The sequence below is a fragment of the Pseudomonas sp. PDM26 genome, assembly GCF_019219185.1.
Taxonomy (GTDB): Bacteria; Pseudomonadota; Gammaproteobacteria; order Pseudomonadales; family Pseudomonadaceae; genus Aquipseudomonas.
In genome coordinates, this window is the sequence record NZ_JAHUWC010000008.1 from 29,891 (window position 1) to 52,071 (window position 22,181).

3 protein-coding genes are annotated in these 22,181 nt (G+C 62.3%); 2 read left to right on the forward strand and 1 reads right to left on the reverse strand.

Going from position 1 to position 22,181, the window contains the following annotated elements:
* Positions 1-30: 30 nt before the first annotated feature.
* Positions 31-10,623: a peroxidase family protein gene (locus tag KW849_RS16590; RefSeq protein ID WP_218430414.1), complete on the forward strand. Its 10,593-nt coding sequence runs from the start codon at positions 31-33 to the stop codon at positions 10,621-10,623.
* A gap of 193 nt (positions 10,624-10,816) precedes the next feature.
* Here KW849_RS16590 and KW849_RS16595 read toward each other — a convergent pair whose 3' ends face one another.
* Positions 10,817-11,203 (reverse strand): hypothetical protein, encoded by a 387-nt coding sequence (locus KW849_RS16595; RefSeq protein WP_218430415.1) that lies wholly within the window; start codon positions 11,201-11,203, stop codon positions 10,817-10,819.
* A 516-nt stretch (positions 11,204-11,719) separates the two neighbouring features.
* On the opposite strand from KW849_RS16595, the gene KW849_RS16600 reads away from it, so the two are divergent.
* Positions 11,720-22,135: a peroxidase family protein gene (locus KW849_RS16600; RefSeq protein WP_218430416.1), complete on the forward strand. Its 10,416-nt coding sequence runs from the start codon at positions 11,720-11,722 to the stop codon at positions 22,133-22,135.
* Positions 22,136-22,181: the final 46 nt, after the last annotated feature.

The window sequence follows — 22,181 nt, forward strand, 5'->3', positions numbered from 1 at the left end:
CTTTACCCAGACATATCGAGGGCAATCCAAATGGCCAATTTTAATCAATCCGATCTTGAGTTCATTCTCCAGCAGATTTTCATCTCGGAGGCAAACTCGGCTGGTCAGTTGCTTGTCGACCTGATACCGAGCCCGGAATTTGCTTTCGGTCTGCGTACGGTCGACGGGACGTTTAACAACCTGGGTCTGCATCAGAGCGAGTTCGGCGCAGCCGACAATTTTTTTCCGCGCTTGACCACTCCAGTCTTCAGCCCGGCTGAGGCGGGCACCTCTTACACCCAGACCAGCGGTCTGGTGATCGACTCCCAGCCGCGCACCATCAGCAACCTGATCGTCAACGATACCGCCACCAACCCGGCGGCGGTCGCGGCCACGTTCGATCCCGGCCTGGATGGCATCCTCGGCACGGTTGACGATGTCTTGAAGGCCGGTGCGCAGGTGGTTACCGGAACCCGTACCGACGGCACGACGTTCCAGACCTTTTTCATTCCTAACGTAGCGCAGGACGCGGGCCTGTCCGCGCCGTTCAACTCGTGGATGACTTTCTTCGGTCAGTTCTTCGACCACGGCCTCGACCTGGTGACCAAGGGCGGCAGCGGCACGGTGTTCATCCCGCTGCAGCCGGACGATCCGTTGTTTGTTCCGGGTAGCCCGACCAACTTCATGGTGTTGACGCGGGCCACCAACCTGCCCGGGCCCGATGGCATCCTGGGCACCGCCGATGACATCCACGAGGCTTCAAACACCACCACGCCGTTCGTCGACCAGAACCAGACCTATAGCTCGCACCCTTCGCACCAGGTGTTCCTGCGTGCCTATGAGCTCAACGCCGCTGGCGATCCGGTGGCCACCGGCAAGCTGATCACCAATCGTGACCTGGGCGCCGATGGCGTGTTCGGCACGGCCGACGACGTCGAAATCGGCGGGATGGCCACCTGGAAAGTGGTCAAGGCGCAGGCGCGCGACTTGCTTGGCATTAATCTTACCGATGCCGACTTCGACAACGTGCCGCTGCTCGCCACCGATGCCTACGGCAATTTCATCAAGGGCCCGAACGGCTTCCCGATGGTCATGATGAGGGGCGCGGATGGTATTGCCGATACCGCCGATGATGTGCTCGTCGAGGGTAATCGGGCTGCGCCGATCAGCCTGGTCAATGCCGTGCGCACCGGCCACCAGTTCCTCATCGATATCGCCCACACCGCCGTTCCGGTGGACAGCCAGACCGGTGCGCCACTGACGGCCGATGCCGACCTCGTTGCCGGCGGCCCGGTGGCCGCTGGCTTCTACGACAACGAGCTGCTCGACGCGCACTACATCGCCGGCGATGGCCGGGTCAACGAGAACATCGGCCTGACCACCGTCCACTCCATCTTCCACTCGGAGCACAACCGGCTGGTCCAGCAGACCAAGGACACGGTCCTCGCCTCAACGGTCGCCGGCGACCTGACGTTCCTGAACCAGTGGCTGCTGACGCCCGTCACGGCTGTTCCTGCTGATCTGACGACCTTGAACTGGAACGGTGAGCGCCTGTTCCAGGCGGCGAAATTCGGCACCGAGATGCAGTATCAGCATCTGGTGTTCGAAGAGTTCGCGCGTACCGTTCAACCGCAAGTCGACGCCTTCCTGGACTTCGATGACACGATCAATCCGTCGATCGTCGCCGAGTTCGCGCACACGGTCTTTCGCCTCGGCCACTCGATGCTGACCGAGACCATCGACCGGCTGGACCCCAACTTCGTCTCGAGCGATATCGGCCTGATTCAGGCCTTCCTCAACCCGCTGGCGTTTGCGACCAGCGGCCTGACCCCGCAGCAGGCGGCCGGCGCCATCGTCCGCGGCTTGACGCGCCAGGTCGGCAACGAGATCGATGAGTTCGTCACCGAAGCGGTGCGCAACAACTTGCTGGGCCTGCCGCTCGACCTGCCCGCCCTCAACATCGCGCGCGGCCGCGATACCGGCATCCCGTCCTTGAACGAGGCGCGCCGTGAGTTCTACGCCGGCACCGGCGACAACCAGCTGAAGCCCTACACCAGCTGGGTCGATTTGGTGCAACACCTGAAGCACCCGGAATCGCTGATCAACTTCATCGCCGCCTACGGCACGCACGCCTCCATTACCAGCGCCACCACGCTCGACGCGAAACGCGCGGCGGCCACGCTCCTGGTGTTGGGTGGTATCGGTGAGCCGGCGGATCGCCTGGACTTCCTCAACAGCACCGGCGTCTATGCCAACCTGGCAAATGGGGCAACCATTACCGGCGTTGATGACATCGACTTTTGGATCGGCGGTTTGGCTGAGGAAAAAATGCCGTTCGGCGGCATGCTCGGCTCGTCCTTCAACTTCGTCTTCGAGGAGCAGCTTGAGAATCTGCAGAACGGCGACCGGCTCTACTACCTGCACCGCACCCAGGGACTCAACTTCCTGAGCGAGCTCGAGAACAACTCGTTCGCCAAGATGATAATGCTCAACACCGACGCGACCCATCTCCCGGCGCTCGCCTTCTCGACCCCGACCTTTACCCTTGAGGTCGACCCGACCAGGCAGTTCAACGAGAGCGTGATTGCCGGGCCGGATGGCATACTGGTCGACAATCCATTGACGCTAATCAATGAGGCCGCCGACAACCTGCCCGGCAATGCCGATCCCACTGGCGGCATTATCATCAACGGCGTCGTGATCACGCCGCTGGTCATCCGCGACAACCCCAACACGGTCGGTCCCGATATCAACTACCTGCAGTACACCGGCGAAGACCATGTGGTGCTCGGTGGCACGGCCGGCAATGACATTCTCGTCTCTGGCGACGGCGACGACACGCTCTGGGGCGACGCCGGCAATGATCGCCTCGAAGGCGGCTACGGCAATGACGAGATCGAGGGTGGCGATGGCGACGACATCATCACCGACGCGGGCGGCGACGACGTCATCCACGGAGGGGCCGGCAACGACGTCATTCACGGTGGTATGGGCGTAAACCTGATCCTCGCCGGTGACGGCAACGACTTCGTCGTCACCGGCGAGGACTTTTCGGAGGTCTTCGCTGGCGCCGGCAATGACTTCATGCTCGGCAGCCGGGTGAACTTGCCAATGACGGGCGGCGATGGCGACGACTGGATCGAGGTCGGGAACCAGGACGGCTCCCCCGGCGACAATTTCGCCGGTAACCTGCCACTGGCCTTGCTGGCAGAGGTGGTCGGCGGCAACGACGTCTTCAGCGGTGACGGCGGCTTCGATGAAATGATCGGTGAAGGCGGCGATGACATCTTCATCGGCAGTGAGGGCCCGGACAAGATGTTGGGCATGTCCGGTTTCGACTGGGCCACCTACAAGGATGATCGTTTCGGCGTGACTGTGGACATGAACCGCATCGTCTTCGAACAATCGGCCCTGTCGCCTTCTGTTGCAGGCGTGCATACCAATTTCGCCCAGGTGGAAGGTCTGTCGGGGTCGGTGTTCAGCGACATGCTGACCGGCGATGATGCCGACGCGCTCACGATCGCCGCTGCCGGTGTCCAAGGCAGCGTGCTCACCAATATTGACCTCGTCGCCGGTCTGCGGGCGTTTCTTGGCGCGGCTGCAGCCGGCCCGGACGGTATCGTGGGCACGGTAGACGATCAGTTCGGCGCGGGCAACATCCTCCTCGGCGGTGGTGGCAGCGACATCATCGAAGGCCGCGGCGGTGACGACCTGGTCGACGGCGACATGTGGCTGAATGTGCGCATCAGCGTGCGCCAGAACCTTGACGGAACCGGGCCGGAGATCGCCACCTTCGACAGCATGAAGCCCATGATCCCGTTCATGCTCGATGGTACCTTCAACCCCGGTCAGCTCGTGATCGTCCGCGAGGTCCTGACGGCTGCCCCCGCCTTTGACACGGCCTTGTTCACGGGCAACCGGCTCGACTATACCGTCACCACTGTGGGCGGTGTGACCACCGTGGCCGACAGCGTCGTCGGTCGCGACGGCACTGACCGCCTCACCAATGTCGAGCGGCTGCAGTTCAACGATGAGTCGCTCACCCTGCCAGACGGGGTCGGGCTCAACAACGACCCGCTGGGCTTGCTGACCATACTCGATGCTGCCAGCAACACCCCGGACGCTACGCCGACCACGGGTCAACTGCTGAGGGTATCGGCTGCCGACGTGACTGATGCGGACAACGTCGCTACCGGCGGTGCGATCGCCGGACCGATCGCCTTCTTCTGGCAGTTCGAAGCGATTCCGGGCTCGGGCGTCTTTCAAGACATTATCCGTCTTGTCGACGGCGGAGCAGCCTCGCAGCGTATGTCCGGGCCGACCTTCACGGTGACCCCGGATCTCGCCGGGCTGGAATTGCGCGTCAGGGCCGTCTATAAGGATGAAAATGGCGTGCTCGAGACGGCGTTCTCTGCTCCAACCGCAGCGGTCGTAGCCGGCGTTGCTCCGCCACCGGCAGCCCCGCTGCCGGTCGAGACTCCGGTCGCCAGCACCGGTGTGCACTATATCCGGGCCGATCTGCAGTTCATTCTCGATCAGATTCAGATCGCGGAAAGGAATGCGGCCGGTGAGGATCTCCTCAGCATGCTGCCAAATGCACGGGTGGGTATGGGCCTGCGCACGGTCGACGGGTCGTTCAACAACCTGGTGACGGCTCAGAACGAGTTCGGTGCAGCCGACACGATCTTCCCGCGACTGGTTCCGGCGCAGTTCGATACGGCGGAGGCGGGCACCACTTACGCCCAGACCAGCGGCCTGGTGAACGACTCGCAGCCGCGCACCATCAGCAATTTGGTCGCCGACAACACCGCCACTAACCCGGCGGCGGTCGCGGCCACGTTCGATCCCGGTCTGGATGGCATCCTCGGCACGGTTGACGATGTCTTGAAGGACGGTGCGCAGGTGATTACCGGAACCCGTACCGACGGCACGACGTTCCAGACCTTTTTCATGCCTAACGTGGCGCCGGACGCAGGTCTGTCCGCACCGTTCAATACCTGGATGACCTTCTTCGGTCAGTTCTTCGACCACGGCCTCGACCTGGTGACCAAGGGCGGCAGCGGCACGGTGTTCATTCCGCTGCAGCCGGACGATCCGCTGTTCGTTCCGGGCAGTCCGACCAACTTCATGGTGTTGACGCGGGCCACCAACCAGCCCGGGCCCGATGGCATCCTCGGCACCGCCGACGACATCCACGAGGCTTCAAACACCACCACGCCGTTCGTCGACCAGAACCAGACCTATACCTCGCATCCCTCGCACCAGGTGTTCCTGCGCGCCTACGAGTTCAATGCCGCCGGCGCGCCGGTGGCGACCGGCAACCTGATCACCAATCGTGACCTGGGCGCCGATGGTGTGTTCGGCACGGCCGACGACGTCGAAATCGGCGGGATGGCCACCTGGAAAGTGGTCAAGGCGCAAGCTCATGACCTGCTCGGGATCGACCTCACCGATGCCGACTTCGACAACGTGCCGCTGCTCGCCACCGATGCCTACGGCAATTTCATCAAGGGCCCGAACGGCTTCCCGATGGTCATGATGACGGGCCCGGATGGTATTCCCGATACCGCCGATGATGTGCTCGTCGAGGGAGATCCTGCTGCGCCGATCAGCCTGGTCGATGCCGTGCGCACCGGCCACCAGTTCCTCATCGATATCGCCCACACCGCCGTTCCGGTGGACAGCCAGACCGGCGCGCCACTGACGGCCGATGCCGACCTCGTTGCCGGCGGCCCAGTGGCCGCAGGCTTCTACGACAACGAACTGCTCGACGCGCACTACATCGCCGGCGATGGCCGGGTCAACGAGAACATCGGCCTGACCACCGTCCACTCCATCTTCCACCATGAGCACAACCGTCTGGTCCAGCACACCAAGGATGTGGCCATCGCCTCCAACGATGTCAACTTCCTGAACCAGTGGCTGATGCCCGATGCCCAATTGTTGGTGTTGCCAACAACCGCGGCTGAGATCGCTGCCCTGCACTGGAACGGAGAGCGCCTGTTCCAGGCGGCGAAATTCGGTACCGAGATGCAGTACCAGCACCTGGTGTTCGAAGAGTTCGCGCGTACCATTCAGCCGAACATCGATCCCTTCATTCCTGAACACCAGAACTATCAAACCGAGATCGACCCGGCGATCGTCGCCGAGTTCGCGCACGCGGTCTACCGCCTCGGCCACTCGATGCTGACCGAGACCATCGACCGGCTGGACCCCAACTTCGTCTCGAGCGATGTCGGCCTGATTCAGGCCTTCCTCAATCCGCTGGCGTTTGCTGCCAGCGGCCCGACTCCGGAGCAGGCGGCCGGTGCCATTGTCCGCGGCGTGACGCGTCAGGTCGGCAACGAGATCGACGAGTTCGTCACCGAAGCGGTGCGCAACAACTTACTGGGCCTGCCGCTCGACCTGCCCGCCCTCAACATCGCGCGCGGCCGTGATACCGGGCTTCCGACCCTGAACGAGGCGCGTCGTGAGTTCTTCGCCGGCACCGGCGACAGCAACCTGAAGCCCTACATCAGCTGGTCCGATTTGGTGCAACACTTGAAGCACCCGGAATCGCTGATCAACTTCATCGCCGCCTATGGCACGCACGCCTCCATTACCAGCGCCACCACGCTCGACGGGAAGCGCGCCGCAGCCTCGCTCCTGGTGTTGGGTGGCGCCGGCGAGCCAGCGGACCGGCTGGACTTCCTCAATAGCACCGGCGCCTGGGCGAGTGGCCCGACCGGCGTCACCATCACCGGTCTGGACAACATCGACCTCTGGATCGGCGGCCTCGCCGAGGAAAAAGTGCCGTTTGGCGGCATGCTCGGCTCGACCTTCAACTTCGTGTTCGAGAACCAGATGGAGAAGCTGCAGAACGCCGACCGCTTCTACTACCTGGATCGCAACGCGGGGCAAAACTTCGTCACCGAGTTGGAGAACAACTCGTTCGCGAGGCTGGTGATGGCCAACACCGATGCGACCCACCTCCCGGCCGTCATGTTCTTGACTCCGGCCTTTACCCTCGAGGTCGACCCGACCAAGCAGTTCAACGAGAGCGTGATTGCCGGGCCGGACGGCATACTGGTCGACAATCCATTGACGCTAGTCAATGAGGCCGCCGACAACCTGCCCGGTAATACCGATCCTGTCGGCGGCAGCGCCCTGGTGCCGCTGGTGATTCGGGACAACCCCAACACGGTCGGTCCCGATACCAACTACCTGCAGTACACCGGCGAAGACCATGTGGTGCTCGGTGGCGCGGCCGGCAATGAAACTCTCATCTCTAGCGACGGCGACGACACGCTCTATGGCGACGGCGGCAATGATCGCCTCGAGGGTGGCAACGGCAACGACTTCATCATCGGGGGCGATGGTGACGACATCATCAGCGACATAGGCGGCGACGACACCATCCACGGTGGCGACGGCAACGACGTCATCCACGCCGGCAACGGCCTCAATCTGAGCCTCGGCGGCTTCGGCAAGGACTTCATCGTCAGCGGCACGGACTCCTCGGAGGTCTTCGGCGGCGCGGGTGACGACTTCATCCAGGGCAGTGTCGCCGACGAACAACTGATGGGCAACGAAGGCGACGACTGGATCGAGAGAGGAACCGCCGATGGCGCTCCCGGCGACAATTTCGACCCGAACGGGCTCGACCCGATACGCGGCAACGACATTTTCATCGGCACCGGCTCGCCCGACAGATTCATGGCCGAAGGCGGCGACGACATCATGTTCGGCAACGGCGGCGCGGGCGACCGCTACCTGGGTGGTTCAGGTTATGACTGGGCCGGTTTCAAGGACGACTCGTTCGGCGTGAGCGTCGACCTGGGCCTCGCCGACATCGTTCTCGGGGCGCCACTGCCGGAGTTGGCCGCAACCGTGGCTCGGTTCCGCCAGGTGGAAGGTCTGTCAGGATCGCACTTCAGCGACATCCTGCGCGGCAATGATGCCGATGCGGCCGTGATCGCGGCCTCTGGAGCCTTGGGCAGCGTGCTTACCAACTTCGACCTGGTCAGCGGCCTGCGCTCGTTCGTCGGCACCGCTGCAGCCGGCGTGGATGGCATTCTGGGTACGGCCGACGATCAGTTCAGCGCCGGCAACATCGTCCTCGGCGGCGGCGGCAGCGACATCATCGAAGGCAATGGTGGCGATGACCTCATCGACGGCGACAAGTGGCTCAACGTGCGCATCAGTGTGCGGCAGAACATCGATGGCACAGGTCCGGAGATCGCAACGTTCGACAGCATGGTCCCGTTGGCGCCGCTCATGCTCAACGGTACCTTCAACCCCGGCCAACTCGTCGCCGTCCGTGAGATCCTGACGGATGCGCCTGACCCCCTTAACCCTGGCCATTCCTTCGACACGGCCCTGTACACCGGCCTTCTGGCCGACTACACCGTCATCGAGAACGTCGACGGCACCGTGACGGTCACCGACAGTGTCGTTGGCAGGGACGGGATCGACACCCTCAGCAATATCGAGCGGCTGCAGTTCGCCGATCAGTCGCAGGTTCTCGTCGCTGGCTTGAACGCCGAGCCGGTGGGCTTGCTGAGGGTCAGCGATGGCACACCGGCCGTTGGCCAAGTGTTGACGGTGTTGGCCGACGCCGTCAGCGATGCGGACAATGTCACTACGGGCGGTGCGGTCACCGGTCCCATCGCCTTCGTATGGCAGGTCGAAGCGAACCCAGGCAGCGGTATCTTCGACGACATCGGTATTGTGCTCGGAGGCGGACTAGGAACCGCGACCGGCTCGACCTTCACGGTGACCGCGGCTGAGCTGGGACTGGCGCTACGCGTCAGGGCCACCTATCAGGACGGCCACGGCGTGCTGGAAAGCGTGTTCTCGGCGCCGACCGCGCCAACTGCGGCGCTCGGCGGCAGCCCCGTCAACGCCCTACCGGTCGGCACTGTGCTGATCAGCGATACGACCCCCACGTTAGGCTCGACCTTGACCGCCACGGATGCGTTCACCGACGCCGACGGGATCACGACCTCGGTGATTACCCGTCAGTGGCAGGTGGGCAGTGGTGCGATCTTTGCCGACATCGCCGGTGCGACGGGCACGACCTTCACGCTCAGCCCGGCGCAGGTCGGTCAGCAACTGCGTGTCGTCGCGAGTTACACCGATGACCTCGGCACACTTGAGCGAGTCACCTCTGCCGCAACGACAGTGGTCGGTAATCTGTTTGTCGGTACCGCCGGTGCCGACATATTCACCGGCACGGCAGGCGACGACGTGGCCAGCGGAGGTGCTGGCGACGACATCCTGAACGGCTTGGGCGGCAACGACATCCTCAACGGTGACGCGGGCAATGACATTCTCATCGGCGGTGCGGGTGTCGACACCATGGCTGGAGGTCTCGGTGACGATATCTATGAAGTCACCGACCTCGGGGACGTGGTGACCGAGCTTGGCGGTGAGGGTACTGACACGGTCTGGACCTCGCTCGCGAGCTACACCCTGAGTGCCAACGTCGAGAACCTTTCGTTCGGCGGCAGCGGCAACTTCGCGGGCACCGGCAACGCGCTCGACAACACGCTCACGGGCGGTGCGGGTATTGATGTCCTCATCGGTGGCGCAGGTGCCGACGCGATGGCCGGCGGTGGCGGCAACGATGTCTACGAAGTCACCGACCTTGGGGACGTGGTGAACGAGCTCGCCGGTGGTGGCATCGACACGCTCTGGACCTCGCTTGCGAGCTACACGCTGGGTGCCAACGTCGAGAACCTGTTTTTCGGCGGCAGCGGCAACTTTGCGGGCACCGGCAACGCGCTCGACAACATCATCGTGGGAGGGGCGGGTAACGACGTCCTCATCGGTGGCGCAGGTAACGACACCATCATCGGTCGCGCAGGTGCCGATACGATGGTCGGTGGCGTCGACAACGATACCTATGAAGTCGACGACCTTGGGGACGTGGTGACCGAGCTCGCCGGTGGTGGCAGCGACACGGTCTGGACCTCGCTTGCGAGCTACACCCTGGGTGCCGACGTCGAAAATCTGTTTTTCGGCGGCAGCGGTAACTTTGCGGGCGGCGGTAACGGGCTGGCCAACACGATCGTGAGCGGTGCGGGTAACGACGTCCTCAACGGCGGCGCAGGTAACGACACCATCATCGGTCGTGCAGGTGCCGACACGATGGTCGGTGGCGTCGGCAACGATACCTACGAAGTCACCGACCTTGGGGACGTGGTGACCGAGCTTGGCGGTGAGGGTATTGACTCGGTCTGGAGCTCGCTCGCGAGCTCCACCCTGGATGCCAACGTCGAGAATCTGTTTTTCGGCGGCAGCGGCAACTTCGCGGGCACTGGCAACGCGCTCGGCAATACGCTCGTGAGTGGTGCAGGTAACGACGTGCTCACCGGCGGTGGCGGTAACGACGCGCTGGTCGGCGGCGGCGGCAACGATATCTTCGCGTTTGGCCCGAGCTTCGGCAACGACGCGATCCTGGACTTCGGAGCCAATCCGGCTGCAGGGCAGGACTTGCTCGATGTCACGGCGCTGGCGATCACCAGCGCGACGTTCGCTGCCGACGTGAGCATAACGGCTGACGGGGCGGACACGGTGGTTGGGATCGGAGTGGACTCCATCCGCCTAGTGGGTGTCAGCAGTGCGACCGTTGATCAGACGGACTTCATTCTGGTCGTCTGAGGTCCTGGTCAGTACCGTCGCAGGAGGGCGGAACAGTAGAGGGGAGGGCAATGGATGCCCTCCCTTTCACTCAATTGCCTCATGAAATGCATTCGGTGTGGGAATTCAGGGAGGGCTGAATCGACCAGGGTTTTGCAGCGATGGCGATGATCATGGCGTTGCTAGCTGCTCTCGCATAATCGGAGACGTTTTTCTATTTTTCCGGCGTGAAGTAGCTCTTTTCAATAGCTTTGCGGGTCGAGACAAAGATTTCCTTGTGAGTTCGTTCTTTCCCGACTGCTCGGGACAGGACTGGCGCTCCCACACATTGAGCGATGACGGCCCACGCCGCATCAGGGCTACGGAGACGATCGGCCCAGGCTTTGTGTATTTGCTTCAGGCCTTTTTCGACGGCCAGCCGTACCTCCGGTTCGGCGCGCGCAATCTCTTCACCCAAGGCCGGAAGGACACAGCCTTCTTCTGGATGAAGGACATGAAAGGTACTCAGGTAGTTGCATAAACATTGCTCCAGCTGTTCGCCTGATGCGTTTTGTCCACCAGCCAGCATTTCGCTGCTGTTTCTAATCTCATCCTCAATCACTGCCTGAAGCAGCGGCTAGAAATAACATTTCGCTCTATACCTGCACTCAATTTCCTATATATCTTTTAAAAACAACCAGTTATGAAGTCTAAAACCAGTCATCAGTTTTAACGACATAATATTGACAAAGGCTTGCTATGGAACTTTAGTCTTAGTTATCGGGGTGCCCGCCCGCCTGAAGCTTGCCATCGCTTTGGCAATGCAAGGCGCGGTGACTTTCCCGGGAGGAGCCGAATCATGTCGATCATTTCGTGCTTTTGCAGAGGGAAGGGGCTGTCCAGGACGTTCGCCTTCACTTCCAGATTCCGTGGCCCGCCCAGGGCTCGAATCCGCTCTGCCTGATCGCCCGGCGAGCAATTCATTTCGCGAATTCCAGGCGCGTATCCCGGGTCCCGGGTAACGCCAGAGCTCTCGCAAAAAACATAACCAACAAACTGCGCAAGCCAGCACTTGACTTGGCGCGGGAGGGTTTTCTCGTCCCGTGCCTTTACCCAGACAGATTGAGGGCAATCCAAAATGGCCAATTTCAGCAAGTCGGACCTGGAGTTCATCCTTAAGCAAATCTTTATCGCAGAAGCGAATGCCGACGGCACCAGCCTCATTGATTTGCTTCCCAACACTCAGGTGCCATTCGGCCTGCGTACCGTCGATGGCAGCTTCAACAACCTGGTCACCGGCCAGAGCGAGTTTGGCGCCGCGGACGATCCCTTCCCGCGCTTGCTCGATCCCTCGTTTCTGGATGCATACGCCGGGACAGGGTCGGTGACCGATCCGCAACCACGGATCATCAGTAACCTGATCGTCGACCAGACCGCCAATAACCCGGCGGCCTATGCCGCAGCGTTCGACCCGGGCCTGGACGGTGTGCTCAACTTCGGCGTGGTGGGTGCGGGTAATGACGACGTGCTCAAGGACGGCGTACAGATAGTCACCAGCCCCGGGCTGGATGGCGTGTTCGGCACGGCCGATGACAAGGACGTGTTCTTCATGCCCAACGTGTCGCCGGACGTCGGCCTGACCGCCAGCTTCAACTCGTGGATGACCTTCTTCGGCCAGTTCTTCGACCACGGTCTCGACCTGGTCACCAAGAGCGCTACCGACTTCGTGTTTATTCCGCTGCAACCGGACGATCCGTTGTTCGTAGCAGGCAGCCCGACCAACTTCATGGTGCTGCCACGTGCAGTGCGTACCGCCGGCGCAGACGGAGTACTTGGCACCACCGATGATGGCCAGCCCAACACCACCTCGCCGTTCGTCGACCAGAGCCAGACCTACAGCTCGCACCCTTCGCATCAGGTGTTCCTGCGCGAGTACGTGCTCAATGCTGCCGGCGATCCTGTTGCAACGGGACGCTTGATTACCAACCGCGATCTCGGCGCCGATGGCCTGTTCGGCACTGCCGACGATGGCAGCGGCGAAGGTGGCGGCATGGCGACCTGGAAGGTGGTCAAGGCCCAGGCCCGTGACATTCTGGGCATCAACCTGACTGACGCCGATGTACACAACGTGCCATTGCTGGCAACCGATGCGTACGGCAACTTCATTCGCGGGCCGAACGGCATGCCGCAGGTGGTGATTCGCATCAGCAACGGTGCTGACGGCATCGCCGGGACAGTTGACGACGTCACTCAACTGGTCGAAGGCAACCGGGCAGCTCCGATCAGTCTGGCCAACGCCGTGAGTGCCGGGCATGGCTTCCTCGACGACATCGCCCACAATGCCGCGCCGGTCGTCGTTGGCGGGGTTCTGCAGGCGGATGCCGACATCGCTGTCGGCAATGCGCAGCCCGTTGACGCGGGCGGCAACAACCTGACCTATGACAACGAATTGCTCGACGCCCACTACATTGCCGGCGACGGTCGGGTCAACGAGAACATCGGCCTGACCACCGTGCACCATGTGTTCCACTCCGAGCACAACCGCCTGGTCCAGCAAACCAAGGACACCCTCATAGCCGCCGGCGATCTGGCCTTCCTCAATGAGTGGCTGGCGGTCGACGTGGCCGCGATTCCGACTACACCCGCCGAGATCGCAGCGTTGGTGTGGGACGGCGAACGCCTGTTCCAGGCCGCCAAGTTCGGCACCGAGATGCAGTACCAACACCTGGTGTTCGAGGAGTTCGCGCGGACCATTCAGCCGCAGGTCGACGGATTCCTTGCGCCCAGTGGCTATGACACTTCTATCAACCCGGCAATCTTCGCCGAGTTCGCCCACGTGGTGTACCGCTTCGGTCACTCGATGTTGACCGAGACCGTCGATCGCTTCGACCCTGCGTTCAATCCGCTCCTCACTGACCCGGCCAACCCGGACTCGCAAATGGGTCTGATCGCAGCCTTCCTCAACCCGCTGGCATTCGCCGGTAGCGGGGTGACTGCAGACCAGGCGGCAGGGGCGATCGTTCGTGGTTTGACCCGTCAGGTCGGCAACGAGATCGATGAGTTCGTCACCGAGGCGTTGCGCAACAACCTGCTCGGTCTGCCGCTCGATTTGCCGAGCCTGAACCTGGCACGTGGTCGCGATACCGGCATCCCCACCTTGAACGAGGCGCGCCGTGAGTTCTACGCATCAACCGGCGACAGCCAACTCAAACCATACATCAGTTGGGCTGACCTGGCGGACAGCCTCAAGCACCCCGAGTCGCTGGTCAACTTCATTGCGGCCTTTGGTACGCATTCCTCGATCACGGCGGCGCTCACGCTGGCAGACAAACGCGCTGCAGCCTTTGCACTGGTATTCAATGTTGCGGGTTCGCCGGCTGACCGCCTGGACTTCCTCAACAGCACCGGAGCCTATGCCAACGTAACGACGGCCGGCAGGGATGGGGTACTGGGTACTGCAGATGACCTGACAGGTGTGACGGTCACGGGCGTCGACGACATTGACTTCTGGGTCGGCGGCCTCGCCGAACAGAAGATGCCGTTCGGCGGCATGCTCGGCTCGACGTTCAACTTCGTGTTCGAAACCCAGATGGAGGCGTTGCAGAACGGCGACCGCTTCTACTACCTGTCGCGTACCGCGGGCCTGAACTTCGGCACTGAACTTGAGAACAACTCCTTTGCCAAGCTGATCATGCTCAACACCGATGTCACACACCTGGCGAACACCGTGTTCCTGACGCCGACGTTCACCCTCGAAGTGAATCAGGCCGCCCAGTTCACCGGCCTGGGTGTGGACAGCCGTGCCGATCCGACGGGCGGCATCATGATCAACGGCGTGGAAGTCGTGCCGCTGGTGATTCGCGACAACCCCGACACCGTGGGGCCGGACACCAATTATCTGCATTACACCGGTGAAGACCATATCGTCATGGGCGGCACCGCCGGCAATGACATCATCATTTCCGGTGACGGCGATGACACCGTTTACGGCGACGCCGGCAACGACCGCCTCGAAGGCGGTGCCGGGAACGATGCGGTACTGGGCGGCGCGGGCGATGACATCATCTCCGACTCGTTCGGCGACAACCGTCTGGAAGGCAATGCCGGTAACGATGTGATCGTGGTCGGTAGCATGCTTGCTGTAACCAACCTGATCCTGGGTGGCGATGGCCAGGACTTCATCATCACCACCGAAGACATCAGCACCACCTTCGGCGGCCAGGGTGACGACTTCATCCTCGGTGCCAAGACCAACCTGCCACCGACCGGCAACGAAGGTGATGACTGGATCGAGAAGGGTACCCAGGACGGTGCGCCTGGCGATAACTTCTCGCCGTTGCTCAATGACGATGTGATCGGCAACGACATCTTCGTCGGTGGTGGCGGCTTTGACGAAATGATCGGCGAGGGTGGCGATGACATCTTTATCGGTAGCGATGCTCAGGACAAGATGGACGGCATGTCCGGTTTCGACTGGGTCTCCTACAAGAATGACAGGGTCGGCGTGACCGTTGACCTGAGCCTGGCCGCGTTGGCGCAGCCACACGGCAATGCACCAAACCAGAATGCCGGCATATTCAATCCGGTCGGCGCCTCGCCAGCATCGATTCTTGACCGCTTTGCCGAGGTCGAAGGCTTGTCCGGTTCGGCTTTCGGCGATGTGCTCAAAGGCGATGATGTCGATGCAGTCACTATCGTCAACCACGGTGGTGCCACGGGCAGTGCGCTGACCAATGTGGCGTTGATCCGCGGACTGGATCAGTTCCTGGCCGATGCCGGTTTGCCGGTCACTGGCTTTGCCACTGGCAACATCATCCTCGGCGGCAATGGCAGCGACCTGATCGAGGGCCGCGGTGGCGATGACCTGATCGACGGCGACAAATGGATCAATGTCAGGATTGCCGTTTATGCCGCCGGCGACGTCACCCATACCGGCCCCGAGATCGCCACCTTCGACAGCATGGTCGATATGATCCCGTTCATGCTGGACGGCACCTTTAACCCTGGGCAGCTCAAGGCCGTGCGGGAAATCATGCCCGGCACCTCGACGGGCGGAGCGGCCTTCGACACCGCCATCTACTCCGGGCTTCAGGCCGAGTATACGGTTACCGTTGACGACCGCGGCACGGACGATTTAGCGGACGATGTCTATACAGTGATCGATAGCGTCGCGGGTCGCGACGGCACCGATACCCTGCTGCATATCGAACGCCTGCAATTCGCCGATGACCAGCTAGTGCTGGTGGATGGGCTCAATGCCCAACCGGTTGGCAGTCCGACTGTCACGGATGGCAACGGCGGAGCGATAACGGTGGGCGACACGCTGACGGTCAGCGTGGCCGGGGTGCGCGATGCCGACAACGTCGCGGCGGGTAATCCGCAGGGGTTGATCACCAACTCCTCGGTGTCCTACGTCTGGCAGTTCGAGGCAACCCCAGGCAGTGGCGTATTCGAGGACATCATCCTGTTGCCGGCTGGCGACCTGGCGTTCCAAAGCGCCGACGGTACCGCGTTCAAGGTCTCTCCTGACCTCGCCGGGTTGTCGTTGCGAGTCAAAGCGATCTATCAGGACGGTCATGGCACCACGGAGATCCTGTTCTCCACGCCAACGACTGCCATCGCTGCCGGTGCACCGGTCACGCCAACGGCGCTGGTACCTGTCGTCGATGCCACCGCGGGTGGCGCGGGCCTGCACATGGTCCGCTCCGACCTCAACTTCATCCTCGACCAGATCAAGATTGCCGAGGCTGATGCGGCCGGTCAGGACATCCTCTCGCTGATCCCGAACATCCGCGCGCCGTTGGGCCTGCGTGCGGTCGACGGGTCGAACAACAACCTGATGAACCTCAACGGCATTAACAACACCGAGTTTGGTGCCGCCGATAACGTCTTTCCGCGCTTGACCGATCCGGTCTTCAATCCGGCGGAAGGGGGAACGTCGTATGCGCAGAACAGCGGCCTTGTGATTGACTCGCAGCCACGCACCATCAGTAACCTGATCGTCGATCAGACGGCGAACAACCCGGCGGCCTATGCCACGGCTTTCAACCCGGGCCTGGACGGCGTGCTGAACTTCGGCGCGGTGGGTAACGACGACGTGCTCAAGGAAGGCGTACAGATTGTCGCCAGCCCCGGCCTGGATGGTCAGTTCGGTACTGCCGATGATCACGACGTGTACTTTTTCGAGAACGTCGCGGCGGACGCGGGGTTGTCCGCGCCGTTCAACGCCTGGATGACCTTCTTCGGGCAGTTCTTCGATCATGGTCTGGACCTGGTCACCAAAGGTGGTTCGGGCACCGTCTTCATCCCGTTGCAACCGGATGATCCACTGTTTGTCCCGGGTAGCCCGACTAACTTCATGGTCCTGACCCGCGCGACCAACCTGCCGGGGCCGGATGGCGTTCTCGGTACGGCCGACGACATCCATGAGCAAACCAACACCACCTCGCCGTTCGTGGACCAGAACCAGACCTATAGCTCGCACCCGTCGCACCAGGTGTTCCTGCGCGGGTATCAGCTTACTGATAACGGCCCCATAGCGACCGGCAGGCTGATCACGAACCGTGATCTGGGCGCGGATGGCCAGTTTGGGACCGCGGACGACGTCGAAATCGGTGGCATGGCGACCTGGAAGGTGGTCAAGGCGCAAGCCCGTGACGTTCTCGGTATCAACCTGACCGACGCCGACGTCGATAATGCCCCGCTGTTGGCGACTGACGCCTATGGCAATTTCATCAAGGGGCCGAACGGCTTCCCGATGGTGGTGATGAAGGGCGTTGACGGTCTTGGCGGCACGCCGGATGACGTCCTTGTCGAAGGCGATCCGCTTGCTCCCCTTGACCTGACCAATGCTGTGCGCACCGGTCACCAGTTCCTCGTCGACATTAACCACAATGCAACGCCGGTAATCGTCGGTGGGGTTCTGCTGGCGGATGCCGACACCGCTGTCGGTAATGCGCAGCCCGTTGACGCGGCCGGCAACAACCTGACCTATGACAACGAACTGCTCGACGCTCACTACATCGCCGGCGACGGCCGGGTCAACGAGAACATCGGCCTGACCGCGGTGCATGCGATCTTCCACTCCGAGCACAACCGGCTGGTTGCGCAGACCAAGGATACCGTGCTCGATTCGGGTGACGTGGCCTTCCTCAACGAGTGGCTGCTCAATCCGGTGGCCGCATTGCCAACCACCCAGGCCGAGTTCGATGCGCTGCAGTGGAATGGCGAGCGCTTGTTCCAGGCGGCCAAGTTCGGCACCGAAATGCAGTATCAGCACCTGGTGTTCGAGGAGTTTGCGCGGACCATCCAGCCCAGAGTCGACCTGTTCTTCGCACCGACCCAGGTCTATGACGTCGACCTCGATGCCTCGATCGTCGCCGAGTTCGCCCACACCGTGTATCGGTTTGGCCACTCGATGCTGACCGAGACCGTCGATCGCTTCGATATCAATTTCAACGCGGTGGGCGATCCGGCCAGCGCTGATCCCAATCAGCAACTGGGCTTGATCGCAGCGTTCCTCAACCCGTTGGCGTACGCCGCCAGTGGCGTGTCGCCAGAGGATGCGACCAGTGCGATCATACGTGGGGTGACTCGGCAAGCCGGTAACGAAATCGACGAGTTCGTCACCGATGCGCTGCGCAGTAACCTGCTCGGCCTGCCGCTCGACCTGCCGGCGCTCAACATCGCCCGTGGCCGTGATGTGGGGATACCCTCACTCAATGCGATCCGCCGCGACATCTACAGCCAAACCGGTGATACCCAACTCAAGCCGTACACCAGCTGGGTCGATCTGGTGCAGTACCTCAAACATCCGGAGTCGTTGATCAACTTCATCGCGGCCTATGGCACGCATGACACGATCACGGGGGCGACCACGATGGAAGGCAAGCGCGCGGCAGCTCTGGCGCTGGTCTTCGGTGGTGCGGGTGCGCCGGCTGACCGCCTGGACTTCCTCAACGGCACCGGTGCCTTTGCCAACGTAACGCTGGCCGGCAAGGATGGCGTGCTGGGCACTCCTGACGACCTGAAGGGTGTGACGGTCACGGGCGTCGATGCCATCGACCTCTGGATCGGCGGCCTGGCCGAACAGAAAACCCCGTTCGGCGGCATGCTCGGCTCGACCTTCAACTTCGTGTTCGAGAACCAGTTGGAAAAACTGCAGGACGGCGACCGCTTCTACTACCTGGAGCGTACCTCTGGCCTGTCGATGAATGCCGAACTTGAAAGCAACTCGTTCGCCAAGCTGATCATGGCCAACACCTCGGCCACGCACTTGCCTGGCCTGGTGTTCTCGGACCCAGGGCTCTACCTGGAAGTGGACCTGAGCAAGCAATACAACGATGGCCTGCTCGCCGCCGATCCGCTCGGCCCGAATGGCGAGCAGGTGGTGTTCCGCGACAACCCGCTGACCGTGGGGCCGGACACCAACTACATCCGGTACGGTGGTGAAGAGCACATCGTGCTGGGTGGCACCGACAACGCAGACATCCTCATCTCCAGTGATGGCGATGACACGGTCTGGGGTGATGGCGGCAACGATCGCATCGATGGCGGTAACGGCAACGACCAACTGCGCGGTGGCGTCGGCGACGACATCATCACCGACATCGGCGGCGACGATAACATCCAGGGTGGCGACGGCAACGACGTGCTGCACGGAGGCAACGGCATCAACCTGATCATTGGCGGGTTCGGCAGCGACTTCATCGTGACCGGTGAGGATGCCTCCGAGGCCATTGGTGGCCAGGGCAATGACTTCATCCTGGGCAGCAAAGCCAACGAACAGGACATGGGTAACGAAGGCGACGACTGGATCGAGAAGGGCACTTCGGACGGTGCACCTGGCGACAACTTCGACCCGCTCGGCAACGACCCGGTGATCGGCCACGATGTATTCATCGGCGGTAACGAGAACGATAAGTTCAACGGTGAAGGCGGCGACGACATCATGGTCGGCAGTCTCGGCTTCGGTGACCGCTATATCGGCGGCTCCGGCTATGACTGGGCGACCTTCAAGGATCTCGCCCAGGGCGTGACCATCGATTACAGCGACCGCTTCTTCGATGTGCCACCGATGCCAGGTTCGGGCGCTTCGGCGCTGGTGCGTTTCGACATCATGGAAGGGCTGTCGGGTTCGTCCCACGGTGACTTCCTGCGCGGTGATAGCGAAACTGCCGCAACGCTACCCGTCGCGGGTGCAACCGGCAGTGTGCTGACCAACATCAGCCTGATCAACGGTCTGGCGGGCCTGCTGCCAGTCGGAGCGACGTTCTTCGACGGCGGCAACATCATCCTCGGTGGCAGCGGCAGCGACCTTATCGAAGGTCGCGGTGGTGACGACATCATCGACGGTGACAAGTGGCTGAACGTACGCATCAGCGTACGGGCGAACGCTGATGGCACTGGCGCGGAAATCGCCACGTTCGACAGCATGGCGCCGATGGTTCAGGCGATGCTCAACGGTACTTACAACCCGGGCCAGCTGGTCATCGTGCGGGAGATTCTGACCGGCACTGACAGCTTCGACACCGCGGTGTTCTCCGGTAATGCGTCGGAGTACACGGTCGCTGTCGATGGCAACGCCGTCGTCGTGACCGACCTGGTGGCCGGGCGTGATGGCGTCGATCGCCTGACGGGCATCGAGCGTCTGCAGTTCTCTGACCAGGCGCAGGCGTCCGGCGTTGGTACCGCCTTGAACAGTGGTCCTGTGGGGCGTCTGGCAATCCTCGATGCTGCCACCGGTGCGCGTACCGATACGTCCGTCGCCGGCCAACTGCTGCGCGTCAGTGATCAGGCGATCCGCGACGCCGACAGCGTCAGTGCGGCCAATCCGACCGGCGCGGTTACCGGTCCCGTGGCTTACTACTGGCAGGTCGAAAACATCCCTGGTTCGGGTGTCTTTGAAGACATCTCCTTTGTCGCCGCTGGCGAGGTATCGCGGGCGACCGGTGCCACCTATCTGGTAGCGGATGATGTCGCCGGTCTGAACATCCGCGTTCGGGCGGTGTATCAGGATGGCAATGGTACGCTGGAGATCGTCGATTCTGCGGGGAACAGCGTAGCGACCGCAGGGCCGACCATCCTCGGGCTTGCGTTTCTGAACCAGGTGTTGACCGCCGACCCGTCGACCATTGTCGACGTCGATGGCCTCAGCAATCCGCAGTTCACCTTCCAGTGGCAGGAGACCAACGGGGTCACCTTCGTCGACATCGCCGGAGCCACCGCCAGTACGTTCACGCTTGGCCAGGCTCAGGTCGGCGATCAGGTGCGCGTGGTGGTCAGTTACGTGGATGACTTAGGTACGGCCGAAAGCGTTGCGTCCGACGCCACGGCCCCGGTGGCCGGCGGTGATGTATTTGTCGGTACCGCCGGTGCCGACATCTGGACCGGCACGCCTGGCAACGACGTGGCCAGCGGAGGTGATGGCAACGACATCCTGAACGGCTTGGGCGGCATCGACATCCTCAATGGTGACGCGGGTAATGACATTCTCATCGGCGGTGCGGATGCCGACACGATGGCCGGCGGTGTTGGCGACGATATCTACGAAGTCACCGACCTTGGGGACGTGGTGACCGAGCTCGCCGGTGCCGGCAACGACACGGTCTGGACCTCGCTCGCGAGCTACACGCTGAGTGCCAACGTCGAGAATCTGTTTTTCGGCGGCAGCGGCAACTTCGCGGGCACCGGCAACGCGCTCGACAACACGCTCGTGGGCGGTGCGGGTATTGATGTCCTCATCGGTAGCGCAGGTGCCGACACGATGGCCGGCGGTGTCGGCAACGATGTCTACGAAGTCACCGACCTTGGGGACGTGGTGAACGAACTCGCCGGTGGCGGCATCGACACGCTCTGGACCTCGCTTGCGAGCTACACCCTGGGTGCCAACGTCGAGAACCTGTTTTTCGGCGGCAGCGGCAACTTTGCGGGCACCGGCAACGCGCTCGACAACATCATCGTGGGGGGGGCGGGTAACGACGTCCTCGTCGGTGGCGCAGGTCACGACACCATCATCGGTCGCGCAGGTGCCGACACAATGGTCGGTGGCGTCGGCAACGATGTCTACGAAGTCACCGAGCTTGGGGACGTGGTGACCGAGCTCGCCGGTGGTGGCAGCGACACGGTCTGGACCTCGCTCGCGAGCTACACCCTGGGTGCCAACGTCGAAAATCTGTTTTTCGGCGGCAGCGGCAACTTCGCGGGCACCGGTAACGGGCTGGCCAACACGCTCGTGGGTGGTGCAGGTAACGACGTTCTCACCGGCGGTGGCGGTAACGACGTGATGAGTGGCGGCGTCGCCGGCAACGATACGTTCGCGTTTGCTGCCGCGGGTTTCGGCAACGATACGATCCTGAACTTCGGAGCCAATCCGGCCGGGCAGGACTTGCTCAATATCACGGCGCTGGGGATCAACAGCGCGACGTTCGCTGCCAACGTGACCATAACGGCTAACGGGGCGGACACGGTGGTAGGGATCGGGGCGGATACCATTCACCTTGTCGGCGTCAACAGCGCGGCCGTTGATCAGACGGACTTCATTCTGGCCGTCTGAGGTCCTGGTCAGTACCGTCGCAGGAGGGCGGAACAGAAGAGGGGAG